We start from the raw sequence: 14,239 nt of genomic DNA on the forward strand, positions 1-14,239 counted from the left end.
TGCATCACAGTGCTGCTCCGTTTGGTAACTTAATGTCGAACCATACATTTGGAATTCTAAGCATCCGAAAGACTGGAACAAAAAAATGCGGAAATTTATTGGTCATAATGCCGGAGAAAACCCCTAAAACAGCACTGCCAAGAACATCAGAAGGATAATGATGTCCTACCCAAATACGGGATAAGCCTGTCAGTCCGGCAAGTCCAAGCATGACGGATCCAAGCCGGCGTTCTTTTAGAAAAATGGAAGCAGCAACCGCAAAAACAAGCAAGACATGTTTACTTGGAAAAGAAGAATTCATCTTGGAAGGAATAAGTATACCGACACGGTGGTTCATAAAAGGGCGCGGTTTGTTGTAAAAAAACCTAATGAATGTGTTAAGAAACAAGGGGAATAAGAGTGAAAGGATTACGTTTTTTGGCGCTTGATTTTGCAGCCATCTGACCCCTAAAATAGCCATAAATACATAGCGGATTTTATTGGAAATCATGATCATCAGTGAATCCAATGGAGAATAACGCCCTGCCAATCCATTTATAAAATGAAATAATTTAATATCCATCCAATCTCTCCTTATTTTAAGATGTACATAATATACCCAAGGAGAAAAGGAATCATGTAGAGCGTGTTCTATGAAAGAAGCCAACCAGGATTCTGGTTGGCTTTACAAGATGTTGAAATTTAAAAACCGTGCGGCCCATTCCTTCGCTTTCCGCCGACGAACGCGAGCCTCCTCATGCAGAAGATCGCTGCACTGCAGGGTCTCTCTCAATCGTTTTTCCTACGGAGTCTCCAGAATGGGCGGCACTTTATTACGACTGCAAATCAAAAGGCTAATAGAAAGAAGTGGAAAGTAACGATCCACCTTAATGGGACAACCTCAAAACAGCAATCGCAATGGTTTCCATTGATCAGCTCGTGGCAATCGATCACTTTCTTCGCTATATCACCTAAATTGATTTTTCCTTCATTGATTAGACTGTTTCTTCTTATTGCAATGAAAATGGCGCTAATCAATCCCACCAGTTCTTTAAACTGAATTGCTTCATTAAAATTACAATGTGCCCATCAAAACAGATGCGACGATGATCGAAGCAACGGTTACTGTCGTAAATCCTCCAATGAGAAGCGGAGAAAGAATCTGGTCGAAAATATACTTTTCCTCTGCTGGCGTTCTTCCAGTCGTTCTGCTGATTTCTTCACAGATGATATAATCAGCTGGAAATCCGAACATGGCGGTTAAGGCAACAGGGATGCCTAAGTTTGGATCCCATTTGAAGATTTTGGAACCGATATATCCTCCCAAAATAATTCCTGCAGCACCAACAGCTAAGATGAGCGCGACGATAGGCAGGTTAGCAACGAAGTCAGAGAATGTTACTGCGTTCATAGAAGGCAAAACAACGAATATGATCCCGACCATCGTAATACCAAATGAATTGGCTCGCTCCATCATCTTATCTCTAAAAACTCCAGTTAATAGTCCGATAAAACCAATTGCTAATGACCATAAGCTATAATGAATGCCGGTTAAGTTTCCTAAAACGACAGCAATAGCTCCGCCAACAAACAACATGAATAATAGAATAACAGGTGTTGCGTATTTATCGCTTATCAAGTATTTCTTTTCTTTTTTATTTTCGCTGCTATCGGCTGCTGCGGCTGTTTCAGTGAATGCGCCTGCAGTAAACTGATCTCTTACTTTAATAGCATATTTTTTCAATAAGTTTGTAGCTAGCGGAAGTCCAACAAAATATTGGAAGGATAAAACGAGCGCTGCTACTGTGATAATTGAAGTAAGTCCTAATGATTGCAGTTTCTCTGAAGTAATAATAAAGGCAATAATTCCTCCTACTAAGGGACCTACGCCTGAAACAGCTGTTTCATAGCCGCTGATTGGTGTAACCACTGCGAGAACAAGAAGGGATGCAAACACAATGCCAAGCAGTGAAATAAGGACGGCTTTGTATTGTTTCTTTAAAATGGTCATAGGAATAAGTGTTCCCATGTGAACAATCGCTGGTGCGACAATAAGTGCACCAAATACAGAAAGAGTAGAGCTGTCAATAATATCTGTAGGAAAAAGGCCTGTCCATAAGGCAATTAAATAGCCCATAAAAACGATAAAGAGCATTGGTACTCTTGCTCGAGTAGCGATGGAAATAATTTCGCCTACTACGAGTAATGCTAAGACGAGTGCAGCGGCTACAAGTGGTTGATCAAACATTGATGTTTCCTCCATTTATACAAATGACCTTTTTAAGTTTCATTTGGTTATTTATTTTGTGTTTTTTACAAGCTTGCCTCCGACAAAAACCTGTTTAATATTATTTGTGTCTAATAGCAGTTTGATATTTTCTAGGGGATTGCCGTCTACCACAATTACATCTGCATATTTGCCTGCTTCAAGAGAACCGATTTTATCGGCCATAAACATCGCTTCAGCAGCAGTTTGAGTAGAAGCGACAATTGCTTCCATTGGTGTTAATCCAATTTCATTCACAAAAATGTCCAGCTCTTCAGCATTTCCTCCGTGGTCAACAGGATCGCAGCCTACAAAATCGGTGGCGCCAGCAATTTTAACGCCTGCTTTGTAAGCACGCTGGACATTTTCTTTATGGATTTCATAGTACATTCTTGCTTTCTTTAGACCGAATTCAGGCACCCCAAATTTATGTCCTTCGTTGACAATTCGTTTGACGATCGAGAAGGTTGGCACTAGGTATGCATCTTGTTTTAGCATCATTTCAATCCCTTCATCGTCAATCAAAATGCCGTGTTCAATCGTCTTAACGCCTGCTTTTAAAGCATTTTTAATACCTTGTGTACTTTGAGCATGGGATGCAACATATGAACCAACTGCCTCTGCTTCATAGACAATGGCTGAAATTTCTTCCACTGTAAATTGTGGAGAGCGAGGATCATCCTTCTCGGAAAGAACGCCGCCGGAAGAAGAAATTTTAATAAAATCAGCACCTGCTCTAAACTGTTCGCGTGCAGCCTTGCGACACTCATCGACGCCGTCACATATGCGGAAAATATTCATTTCTGGAGGAAGCATGTGGAAATCGCCATGACCTGCTGTTTGTGACAGCATTAAATGAGAAGTGGAGATTCTAGGTCCATTGTAGATCCCTTCATTTACAAGCTGTCTCATATAAACCGCTACTGGACTTCCTACGTCGCGAACCGCTGTAAAGCCAGCATTAAGAAGCTTGTCCAAATCCTTTAACGCTCTTCCCATCAGCATTTCACGCGGCTCAAAAGCAGCCATCGCAAGATTTAGATTTTTATGGCCGAAAAAATGCATATGGGCATCAATTAAGCCCGGCATAATCGTTTTACCTGTTACATCAATAACTTCAGCATTTTGTGGCACTTGAATGGAATCTGCTTCACCAACAGAAACAATCTTGTCATCCTCGATTAATACACCGCCATTTTCAAGAACATCGCCTTTTCCGTTGATAATGAATCCACCTGTTAAAAAGATTAGATTGCTCAAATATTCTACATCTCCTTTACTATTATCAGATAATTATTTATTTTTGAAATTAAGGATTTATTCTATAACATACAGGGAAAAAGTCAATATATCTTATGAGAAAAAATAAAAACATTTAGAAAGTATAAATATTAATAATATTCTGATAAAATTTCCAGAAAGAAAAAAAGCGTTTATTTTAATTTCTGCTGGTGAAAAATAAGGGGGGAATTGTAATTAAAATATGAAGGTAGGACGGAGCGATCATGAGTTTCTTTTCTTCTTTGCAAAAAACAGCACAGTTTCCATTTCACATCTTTCATCTTAGTTCCAATAGATTTGCCAAATGCTTTTACGAGCTAAAGGCGTTTTCTCAGCGTGAAATAAATGAAGAAATGATAAGGGAATGGAAGGATGAATTAAAGATTTTATCGGGAAGTAAACCCGTCAACTCAATGTTGCCAGAAGAACAAGAGCTTGTGAGAGTGATTAAAAATAAGACTGAAAAAGAAAATATAAACAATGTTACACGAACAGAAGCGTATGTTTCTTTTTATCGGAATCATCCAGAAATTCATTGGGCAATGCTTGCTCATTTGGTATCGCGAAACGGCGGCTGGAACATGACCGATCTAAAGGGGAGTTTATTAACAAATATCCTCTCTGCCAAAGTAAAATCGGATTTTTTTATGTTTCTGGAGAGTGCCAATGCTTTTATTTTTCATGATGCCTACCCGCAGCTGCTTTTGTATGAAAGAAGTAAAACGGATCAGCGAAACTATTTTCATCTGCTTCAGTATTTTGATGTTTCAATTTTTATGAAGCCGGTATGGGATTCTTTTTTACAAGAGCAGGATTCACAGCTTTTAACCATCTCGCTCATTATCAATGAACAGCAATATATTGAAAAACGTCTTGTCCAAGATGATTATTTTATAACGAATGTGTTCAATTCCGTGTTTTTTGAAGGACAGGAAATGTTTCATTTTACAAATGTCATGTTTCCTTATCGATCCTCTGCCGAAAAGGTGGGGCTGATCGGATTGAATGTAAGCCATTTTGCTCCTGTGGAGAAAAGAATCGAACTGGGAAAACGACTTTACGCAATGTTATTTGAGTTACCGTCCGTTTTTAGGGATGTAATGAGGTTTGTGGACGCTGTACCGCACACAGGCTCACGTGCTGACTATTGGCCGCATGTATTCACGGCAGAAAAGTCAGGTTCCCAAATATATAGTCCATATTTAGCAGAAGCTTGGGATACTGTAAATCATACATTTATCGAGAATATCGATTGGTACAACGATGAGAATGTCTTTCTCCATTTCTCACGAGTAAAGCGACCAAAAAAGTTTGAAATTACGCTTGAATATTATAAATCAATTGGAAAAATACAAGCAGGTGCCAGCGTTTTGGAGAAAGGGAAGAATCTGATCTAATAAAAGATTGATTCTTATCTCACACAAAGGGCTCAACGTGCGTGCTGCTTTTTCTTGGTTTGGATAATTAATGGGATAGTATAAAGTAGGAAAATCAAATATTACTTTTTAGGTATAAAAATAACTCCAATATATGTGCCGATAATGCTTACAAAGCGTTAATTGTAAACTAGGCTGGAAAGGATAAAATGAAACGTTCATCCGCTGATTTTGTTAGAAAAGCTGTTTACATTTATAAATAAGTGCTTTATAGTGAACTTGTACAATTTGAATATTCAGAACTAGGGGTGTCCAATCAGTTGGGCTGAGAGAGAAACGCGTGAAAGTTTCTTAACCCTCAGGACCTGATCTGGTTCATACCAGCGTGGGGAAGTTAGAATCTACTTGATAAATGGCGTACGGTCATTTATATAGTTATGCTAACGGCAGCCGGGTCTTTAATAAAAGACCCGGCTTTTTCGTGCGTAAAATGGATTAGATTTTGTCCTTTTTAATCAACTTAAAAAGGAGAGAATGAAATCATGATGAACAATTCATTAAATGACATGAACGTTTCAATTATGTCCAGCTTTTCAGGAAGCAAAAAAGTATATGTCGAGGGCTCAAGACAAGATTTGAAGGTACCAATGCGTGAAATAAAGCTTAGTCCAACGACAGGAGCTTTTGGAGATGAGGAAAATCCTCCTTTGCGTGTATATGATACGAGCGGTCCTTATACGGATGTCGATCAAACCGTTGATATTCGCAAAGGTCTTGAACCGATACGACGACATTGGGTACTGGAAAGAGAAGATGTTGAAGAATACACAGGTCGTGATATAAAACCAGAGGATAATGGCTATAAAAAAGATGACCCGCGTGCTAATTTAGAAGTGTTTCCAGCACTTGAACGAAATCCGCTCCGTGCTAAAAAAGGAAAAAATGTTACGCAGTTGCATTACGCACGCAAAGGGATTATTACGCCTGAGATGGAATTCATTGCGATTCGTGAAAATGTCGAGCCTGAATTTGTGCGTGATGAAGTAGCTAGAGGACGTGCGATCATTCCTTCAAATATTAACCATCCAGAAAGTGAACCAATGATTATTGGTCGGAATTTCCATGTGAAAATTAATGCGAACATTGGAAATTCCGCTGTCACTTCCTCCATCGAACAGGAGGTTGAAAAGATGACATGGGCGACCAGATGGGGAGCAGATAACATTATGGATCTTTCAACCGGTAAAAATATACACACTACAAGAGAGTGGCTGATTCGAAATTCACCAGTACCGGTTGGCACAGTACCGATTTATCAAGCACTTGAAAAAGTGAACGGTGTGGCAGAAGATCTAACCTGGGAAGTATATCGCGACACACTAATTGAGCAGGCTGAACAAGGCGTTGATTATTTTACCATTCACGCTGGTGTGCTTATGCGCTATATCCCGTTGACCGCTAAACGTGTGACTGGGATTGTATCAAGAGGCGGTTCCATTTTGGCTCAGTGGTGTCTTGCTCACCACCAGGAGAATTTCCTTTATACACATTTTGAAGAAATCTGCGAAATTATGAAAGCGTATGATGTTTCATTCTCATTGGGAGATGGACTTCGTCCAGGATCTATTGCAGATGCGAACGATGAAGCGCAGTTTGCTGAGCTTGAGACATTGGGTGAGCTGACGAAGATTGCTTGGGAGCATGATGTTCAGGTGATGGTGGAAGGACCGGGACATGTTCCTATGCATTTGATCAAAGAAAATATGGACAAACAGCTTGAGATTTGTAAAGAAGCTCCATTCTATACATTGGGTCCTTTAACAACTGATATTGCGCCTGGCTATGATCATATTACGTCTGCGATTGGCGCTGCAATGATCGGCTGGTTTGGAACGGCAATGCTTTGCTATGTGACACCAAAGGAGCATCTTGGACTGCCAAATAAAGAGGATGTACGTACAGGTGTTATTACGTATAAAATTGCCGCACATGCTGCTGATTTGGCGAAAGGTCATCCAGGTGCTCAAAAGCGCGATGATGCTCTATCGAAAGCAAGATTTGAATTCCGCTGGAGAGACCAGTTCAACCTGTCTCTTGATCCTGAAAGAGCCATTGAGTATCATGATGAAACACTGCCGGCAGAAGGAGCGAAAACAGCTCATTTCTGTTCAATGTGCGGTCCGAAGTTCTGTTCGATGAGAATTTCTCAGGATATTCGCGATCTGGCAAAGGAAAAGGGACTTGGCTTTGGAGAGGTTATTGATGAGGGAATGAAAGAAAAAGCAGAAGAATTTAGAAAAACTGGCGGGGAAATTTATCAATAAAAGCTGGAGAGGAGCATTCGATGAACCGCGCGATTCAGATTAAAAATGATATCTTTCAGCTGCAGAATCAACTTGATCAATTAGAAAAAGAGTTAAAAAGCTTGCAACACAATTGTGCTCATGAATTTACGAGACATATTCACAGTCAGGAATGCATTAAATGCCAATTGGTTGAGAGTTTGAACTGGTAGGATTTCAAGGCAGCCGTTATAAGTCTAATTAGACTTATGGCGGTTGTTTTTTTATATAAACTGTACAAAAAAACTGCATAACATTTAATCCTAAATTATCGATCTACTATACTGATAGCATCTAGTTTTATCATTTTTGAAGGCCGTGTTAAAGAAAATTGTTAGCCTTCTCACTATATTGATTGGAGCGGAATGCGAACGTCTGAAGCGGAAATCAACAAGCTAGTTTAACAAAGTCTTTTTGAAAAAAGAAAACTTTTTATGCAGCTTCTCAGTCTAATAATTAGGAAGTGCCTTGATCGGAAGGAGTGTCAGACGTTGGCAGATGACAAGAGGATAAAAGAAACAATTGCTGAAGATGATACAGCTTTTTTAGAAATCCTCCACACCCATAAGATTGCTTTATATAAAACGGCCTTAGCGTATTTAAAAAATGAAGAAGAAGCACTTGAAGCCATATAGGAAGTAACTTATCGAGCTTATCGTTCTATTCAGACTCTGCGGGACCCAGCATTTGCTAAAACATGGCTAATCCGCATTATGATTAATTATTGTCATGATCGTTTAAAAGCGAAACATTCGGGGGGAAGCTCTTACAGGTCTATGGAGGATATAGATGTTCATGGATTAAAGCTGCCGGAAGAGTCTTTTGTTAATCCATTGAGCATTAAGCTAAATTCCTATCCGCCGTGGATTGAAGAAAAAATAAGAATGAAAGTCAAATAAAGAAATATAACAGTTTCTGCTAGTTAGGGGCTGTTATATTTCATTTACGGGGTTTATACAATTAATTGAGGGGTAGCTAACATAAGAGAAGAATTCTAATGGGGGCGATGTGATTGATACTGACTAGCTCAACACTTTTAACAAAGGAAGATATGCAAAATGATAAGGCTTTACCTGATTGGGTCGTAAAGGAATACGCTACCTTTCATCGAACGGTCACGGATCCAACATTCCCTTGTTATTTTGGCATGAAGGCTGAAAATAAAGGCGAGCTCAGATATGCATATATTTCACAAGACGATTGGTCAAATTTGCCGAAAGCAGTCGAAGCTTTTTTAGCGCTGTTTGAGGAGCCGCCATTTACTCGGCATGGATTATTTGTTTTTGTGGAACCATTTGAAAGGGAGGGCGTCTTGGACGATTACAGAAAACAATTTTGGGAAATTCTTCAGTACCTTCATGAGCATGATGAGAAGCCATGGCCGGAGGATCATCCCAAAGACCCTGAACATTTCCTATGGGATTTTCATTTTAATGGTGAACCAATTTTTGTTTTTGGCAATGCTCCTGCGTACAAACAGAGAAAAACGAGACATTTGGGGAATAGTCTAATACTTGGTTTTCAGCCCAGAGTGATTTTTGAAGGGCTAAAAGGAACTGAAAAGGGAGGCATCATGTCCAGAGAGAAGGTCAGGGAGCGTGTAGAGAAGTGGGATCAGCTCCCGAAGCATCCTGACATCAGTCATTACGGTGATCCAACACATAATGAATGGAAGCAATTTTTTATTGGAGATGATAGTGAGCCGATCAAAGGTAAATGCCCTTTTCATCATAAGGATGGCTAAAGTCCTGAAAATTAGATAATACGATGGTCAAATCATGAAGTCTTTCATAAATTGAGAGGCTTCTTTTGGAGGATATTTACAAATATTGAATTTGGACAAATAAGTTTAACATTACATAACTATGTGAGGAATTTTTATAATTAATTTTATAGAATTTTTCTAATTTTTAAAATGAAAACGCTATCTAATTTTTAATAAAAAGTAAATAAAAGGATTTATTTTTAGGGTTCTTCTTACAAAAATAATAAAAAATGCTTTTTTTATACAATTTCTATATGAGAGATTGATTATTTTAAAAAAAATGTTGTTAAACCTCTATTTTTAAATTATAATTTTGAGTAGATTTAATTTTCAGAATTAAGGGGGGCTTTATTTGGAGGATTTTTTAGGCTGGTTTAGTGGTTTACTTTGGAGTACACCAATGCTGATTTTTTGTTTGGGAGTTGGATTATTATTCTCGATCCTGACTCGTTTTTTACAGGTGCGTCATTTTAAAGACATGATCAAGCTTATGTATGAAGGAAAAGGCTCGTCAGCAGGGGTATCTTCCTTTCAGGCATTAACGCTAGCACTTTCTGGTCGTGTTGGTACAGGTAATATTGCCGGGGTTGCAACGGCAATTGCTTTTGGGGGACCAGGAGCCGTATTTTGGATGTGGACGATTGCTTTTATTGGTGCAGCAAGTGCGTTTATTGAGTCAACATTGGCTCAGGTGTATAAGGTGAAGCAGGATGGTCTGTATCGTGGTGGCCCGGCCTATTATATTGAAAAAGGGATTGGGTGGAAATGGTTTGCCGTGATTTTTGCATTCGCTGCACTTCTTGCGATGGCTCTTTTAATGCCGGGTATCCAATCAAATTCAATTGCACAAGGAATGGACAACGCATTTGGTATTGATCCAGTCATTACAGGTATCATATTAGTAGCTTTATTAGCTTTTATTATTTTTGGCGGAGTTAAACGAATTGTGAATGTCGCTCAAATTGTCGTGCCTTTTATGGCGATTGGGTATGTCCTTATTGCATTAATTATTATGGCGGTAAATATTACTGAGGTCCCAGCTGTATTTTCACTTATAATAAGTAGCGCTTTTGGGGCGAATTCAATATTTGGTGGAATTCTTGGTTCTGCAATTGCCTGGGGTGTACGACGAGGAATTTACTCAAATGAAGCTGGTCAAGGAACAGGTCCACATGCTGCAGCGGCAGCAGAAGTATCACATCCCGCAAAACAAGGACTTGTACAGGCCTTCTCTGTTTATATTGATACGCTGCTGGTTTGTTCAGCGACTGCTTTTATGATTCTTTTTACAGGCATGTATAATACTGAGGCCCCTGATGGTACCTCTCTTGTGAATAATCTTGGGGATGTCGAAGCTGGTCCTTACTATACACAGGCAGCCATTGAATCTGTTCTTCCAGGGTTTGGCGCAAGCTTTGTCGCAATCGCATTATTTTTCTTTGCTTTTACAACGATTATGGCTTATTACTATATGGCAGAAACAAATGTCGTTTACTTAATGGGTGAAAGAAATAAAAAGTGGGCGATGCTGCTTCTGAAGTTTGTCATTTTAGGAGCTACCTATTATGGAGCAGTCAGAACAGCAGCAGTAGCTTGGGTGTTAGGGGATATTGGCCTTGGCTTGATGGTATGGCTAAACCTAATTGCTATTCTTATTTTGGCTAAGCCTGCACTTCGTGTTCTTAAGGATTACGAAGAACAGAAAAAACAAGGGCTTGATCCTGTTTTTAACTCCACAAAAATGGGCATTAAAAATGCCGAGTATTGGGAAGACGGATATAAGAAAGAAAACGAAAAAGAAAATGCCTCATAGGATTTGAACATGGGACAGAAACCGAATAAGGTTTCTGTCTTTTTCATAGAAACTCAAATTTTTTTCGATGGCTGCTGTATAAATGCCCCCCCTCCTATAAAAGAGACAGGGCAGGTGTCAGATATGATTATCCTTGTATTTCTTTGTTCACATCACTATACTCGTTTTCTTCCATTTCTTTATGTCCAACTTGTGCTTCCGGCAGTGTAAATTGCTTTATGGCGTCTTAAAGCTCCTCTGCCATGTCGGCAAGAGCAGCTGCTGATGTAATAACTTCTTCCATTGAGGCGAGCGTTTCTTGCGCTGCTGCACTAACGCTGGTTGAATGATCATTGGTCTCACGAGCTATATGCGTCATGTTCGTTACTGTTTCGGTGACGTGACCGATTTTTCAGCAACCTGTTGAGCTGTATTATTCATTTGTTCAATTTGATGTGAATTTTCTAACAAAAAATGATTTTATGTCCTTTTCTGTGGAAAATTGAAAAAACCACTCTCATAATAAATTGAGAGCGGTAGGTAGTATCGTTCTTATTGAAAAGGTTATTCTGCAGGCAAATGTTCTTTGCAAAAGGATTCAATCATGGCCAACTCATCCTCTTCCAATTCAAAATCCAACACTTGTGAAGTTTCTCGATCAATGAGGTCATATTTTATTAGGCTTGCGACTTGATCTTCAACACGGTAGAGTACTTTTATCATAATTCCACTCTCCGTATAAAGCTCGTCATCCTCAGGAACTTCAATGTCAAGAAGATATTCATAACGATCCCCAGTTAAAATTCCAAATGGATCATTCAGTGTTTCAATTGTGTAATTAGTAATATTTATCATATCGTCTTCCTCTCTTGTCTTATAAGACCATTATACAGAAAAAATAAGATAAATCATTTTTTTTGAATAGTACAAAGAGAATTCAAATCAATCTTGTTTCAAAGATATGTCCTAGAATTTTCATTTTTCAAGGTTCTCCTTTCTTCCTTATTTCATGAAATTATTTCTCATTCAATGATACAATCACAAAAGGAGGTGGATAGCATGAGATTAAAAGAGAAAAAAATTATTGCACTTGTGAGTCCTGATTTTGAAGATTTAGAGCTTTGGTACCCTGTTATGAGATTACAGGAAGAGGGTGCTGTCGTTCATCTAGTCGGTGAAAAAAAAGGTGAGACCTACATCGGTAAGTATGGTGTACCAGCCCAATCTGATTATGCGTTCAATGAAATTAAGGCAGCGGACTACGATGCCATTTTAGTTCCGGGCGGATGGGCGCCGGACAAACTGCGACGCTATCCGGAAGTGCTTGAAATGGTGCGTAAAATGGATAAAGCACAGAAACCAATCGGTCAAATTTGTCATGCCGGATGGGTATTGATTTCAGCTGGAATACTTAAAGGACGTCAAGTAACAAGCACTCCTGGAATAAAGGACGATATGGTAAACGCAGGTGCGACCTGGCATGATGAACCAGTAGTGGTGGATGGACATATTATTTCTAGTCGCCGACCGCCTGATTTGCCACCTTATGCAAAAGCATTCGCTGATGCTTTAGCAAATCAAAAATAAAATGAAGAAGCAGTGCATGGTGAATCATACACCATGCACTTTTTATAAAGAACAAATCGTGTATGATTTTCCTTTGCAATGTTATAGTCTATTCTATTTCCTTTATAATATGCTCTCTCCTTATAGAACCAAGTGAATCTCTTAAGGTAAAGCTTCTGGGCTTTATTTCAGTAAAGCGAAAATGTTTTTGCTATACTTAGAATAAGAATTTGAAAAGGAGTGAGCCTGTGGGGTTTACAATTGATGGATTGATTCTATTAATGTCTTCGATGCTTATTATTGGAGTACTGGCCACTAAATTTTCCTCTCGCTTGGGCCTGCCTTCCCTTGTATTTTTCTTAATCGTAGGAATGATTTTAAGTGAATTTGTCTATTTCGAAAATGCACGTTTCACCCAGTTGATCGGGATTCTCGCCTTAGTTATTATTTTGTTTGAAGGTGGAACCCAAACAAAATGGCACAGTATGCGCCCCATACTAGGCGCCGCTTCGTCTCTTGCAACAGTTGGGGTTGTGGTTACTTCGGGGGTCATAGGCGTAGCAGCGACGTTTATTTTAGATTTAACGTGGCTTGAAGGAATGCTGTTTGGTGCGATCGTTGGCTCCACGGATGCAGCAGCCGTTTTCTCGGTACTGGGAAATAAAAATATTAAGCAAAGGCTCACATCTACGCTTGAAGCGGAGTCTGGCACAAACGATCCAATGGCTGTTTTCCTGACAATCATGTTTATTGAACTTATTCAATTTCCTGACACATCTGTATTAAATTTAATTGGTGATTTTTTTCTCCAAATGGGAATTGGGCTTATACTTGGTTTGCTATTTGGTAAGCTTACAGTCGAAATCATTAATCGAATCAATCTAGATTCTTCTGGATTATATCCAGTTTTAGCCCTTTCATTCGCTGTTCTTACATACGCCATTACAACCTATGCAAACGGCAGTGGACTATTAGCTGTTTACGTGATGGCGGTAGTAGTTGGGAATGCTGATTTAACATATCGCTTTTCGATATTGCGATTTAACGAAGGCTTTGCTTGGATGATGCAAATTGTCATGTTCATCTTATTGGGTCTGCTTGTATTCCCTGAACAATTAATTGGTATCATTTGGGAAGGGGTCATCCTTGCAATTATTTTGATGGTCGTTGCACGTCCGATCGGCGTTTTTCTCAGTATGCTTGGAATGAGATACAGCTTGAAAGAAAAAGTGTTTATATCATGGTCTGGTCTTAAGGGTGCTGTACCAATTGTGTTAGCGACCTATCCCATAATAGCAGGCATTCCCAATTCGGAATTAATCTTTAACGCAGTCTTTTTCGTGGTCATTATTTCAGCTCTTGTTCAAGGAGGCTCACTCTCATGGATTGGTAAGCGCCTTGGATTAACAGGTGAGGAATTACCGTCAAGTAACTATAGTCTTGAACTTGTTACATTAGGGAAGACAGATTCAGAGATGATTGAAGTGACGATACCAAAAGGTTCAACTGTCGCAGGACAATCTCTTATTGATCTTGTGCTGCCCGATGACACGCTAATTACAGCCATTATACGTGACCAGGAAATTGTTACTCCAACAGGTCAAACGCTAATTGAAGAGGGAGATACTCTTTATGTGTTAACGAAAAAAAGAAGCCGGGACCTTGTGAAAATGAAATTCAATCAGAAAAAAATTGAGCCTCAAAAAGAACAAGAAATTGTATAATGATTAGATGCTTTCTGTTTTGTGCAGAGAGCATTTTTTCATGGACAGGGCTAAATACCTCATCTGTAAAATATTCCTGATATATGGTAAAGTTTTAAAGTAACTATTTTGAGTTGCAAATTATTATAATGAAAAATCAGAATGTTAG

12 protein-coding genes and 1 riboswitch are annotated in these 14,239 nt (G+C 39.1%); of the genes, 7 read left to right on the top strand and 5 right to left on the bottom strand.

All coding sequences use genetic code 11. The features are described 5' to 3' along the window. Positions 1 to 4 precede the first annotated feature (4 nt). The 3 genes from KP78_RS07810 to KP78_RS07820 form a co-directional block, all read right to left on the bottom strand. Positions 5 to 562 carry an undecaprenyl-diphosphatase gene (locus KP78_RS07810; protein ID WP_084219854.1) on the bottom strand — a complete coding sequence of 186 codons (558 nt, stop codon included), beginning with the start codon at positions 560 to 562 and terminating at the stop codon, positions 5 to 7. A gap of 492 nt (positions 563 to 1,054) precedes the next feature. Continuing rightward, a complete protein-coding gene (locus tag KP78_RS07815) occupies positions 1,055 to 2,227 on the bottom strand; it encodes a hypothetical protein (RefSeq protein ID WP_041087841.1) in 1,173 nt (390 codons plus the stop codon). Positions 2,228 to 2,278: 51 nt separating this feature from the next. After that, positions 2,279 to 3,505, bottom strand: a complete 1,227-nt coding sequence (locus KP78_RS07820; protein ID WP_052474699.1) for a metal-dependent hydrolase family protein — start codon at positions 3,503 to 3,505, stop codon at positions 2,279 to 2,281. A 245-nt stretch (positions 3,506 to 3,750) separates the two neighbouring features. Between KP78_RS07820 and KP78_RS07825 the strand changes: the two genes are divergently transcribed. The 5 genes from KP78_RS07825 to KP78_RS07845 all read left to right on the top strand — a co-directional run bounded on the left by KP78_RS07825 (position 3,751) and on the right by KP78_RS07845 (position 10,822). Beyond that, complete coding sequence (locus KP78_RS07825) at positions 3,751 to 4,923, top strand: DUF2515 family protein (protein WP_052474700.1); 1,173 nt, start codon at positions 3,751 to 3,753, stop codon at positions 4,921 to 4,923. Between the two features lie 273 nt (positions 4,924 to 5,196). Then, a riboswitch (TPP riboswitch) is annotated at positions 5,197 to 5,311 on the top strand. Between the two features lie 133 nt (positions 5,312 to 5,444). Then, positions 5,445 to 7,226: a phosphomethylpyrimidine synthase ThiC gene (gene thiC, locus KP78_RS07830; protein ID WP_041087843.1), complete on the top strand. Its 1,782-nt coding sequence runs from the start codon at positions 5,445 to 5,447 to the stop codon at positions 7,224 to 7,226. Positions 7,227 to 7,735: 509 nt separating this feature from the next. Then, positions 7,736 to 7,879: a hypothetical protein gene (locus KP78_RS20615; protein ID WP_235420877.1), complete on the top strand. Its 144-nt coding sequence runs from the start codon at positions 7,736 to 7,738 to the stop codon at positions 7,877 to 7,879. Between the two features lie 416 nt (positions 7,880 to 8,295). Further along, on the top strand, positions 8,296 to 8,988 hold the full coding sequence (locus KP78_RS07840; RefSeq protein WP_084219869.1) for a YqcI/YcgG family protein: 693 nt from the start codon (positions 8,296 to 8,298) through the stop codon (positions 8,986 to 8,988). A 421-nt stretch (positions 8,989 to 9,409) separates the two neighbouring features. After that, positions 9,410 to 10,822 carry an alanine/glycine:cation symporter family protein gene (locus KP78_RS07845; protein ID WP_422723700.1) on the top strand — a complete coding sequence of 471 codons (1,413 nt, stop codon included), beginning with the start codon at positions 9,410 to 9,412 and terminating at the stop codon, positions 10,820 to 10,822. 226 nt (positions 10,823 to 11,048) lie between these two features. Here the strand turns inward: KP78_RS07845 and KP78_RS20945 are convergent, their stop codons facing one another. Continuing rightward, positions 11,049 to 11,180: a hypothetical protein gene (locus tag KP78_RS20945; protein WP_268747511.1), complete on the bottom strand. Its 132-nt coding sequence runs from the start codon at positions 11,178 to 11,180 to the stop codon at positions 11,049 to 11,051. A 185-nt stretch (positions 11,181 to 11,365) separates the two neighbouring features. Further along, on the bottom strand, positions 11,366 to 11,656 hold the full coding sequence (locus tag KP78_RS07850; protein ID WP_041087848.1) for a DUF6509 family protein: 291 nt from the start codon (positions 11,654 to 11,656) through the stop codon (positions 11,366 to 11,368). 204 nt (positions 11,657 to 11,860) lie between these two features. Here KP78_RS07850 and KP78_RS07855 point away from each other — a divergent pair, with 204 nt between their 5' ends. Beyond that, positions 11,861 to 12,388 (top strand): type 1 glutamine amidotransferase domain-containing protein, encoded by a 528-nt coding sequence (locus KP78_RS07855; protein ID WP_041087849.1) that lies wholly within the window; start codon positions 11,861 to 11,863, stop codon positions 12,386 to 12,388. A gap of 227 nt (positions 12,389 to 12,615) precedes the next feature. Continuing rightward, positions 12,616 to 14,091 carry a potassium/proton antiporter gene (locus tag KP78_RS07860; protein ID WP_041087851.1) on the top strand — a complete coding sequence of 492 codons (1,476 nt, stop codon included), beginning with the start codon at positions 12,616 to 12,618 and terminating at the stop codon, positions 14,089 to 14,091. Positions 14,092 to 14,239 lie beyond the last annotated feature (148 nt).

Origin of the sequence: Jeotgalibacillus soli (assembly GCF_000829435.1) — a bacterium.
In the GTDB taxonomy this organism is placed as follows: Bacteria; Bacillota; Bacilli; order Bacillales; family Jeotgalibacillaceae; genus Jeotgalibacillus; species Jeotgalibacillus soli.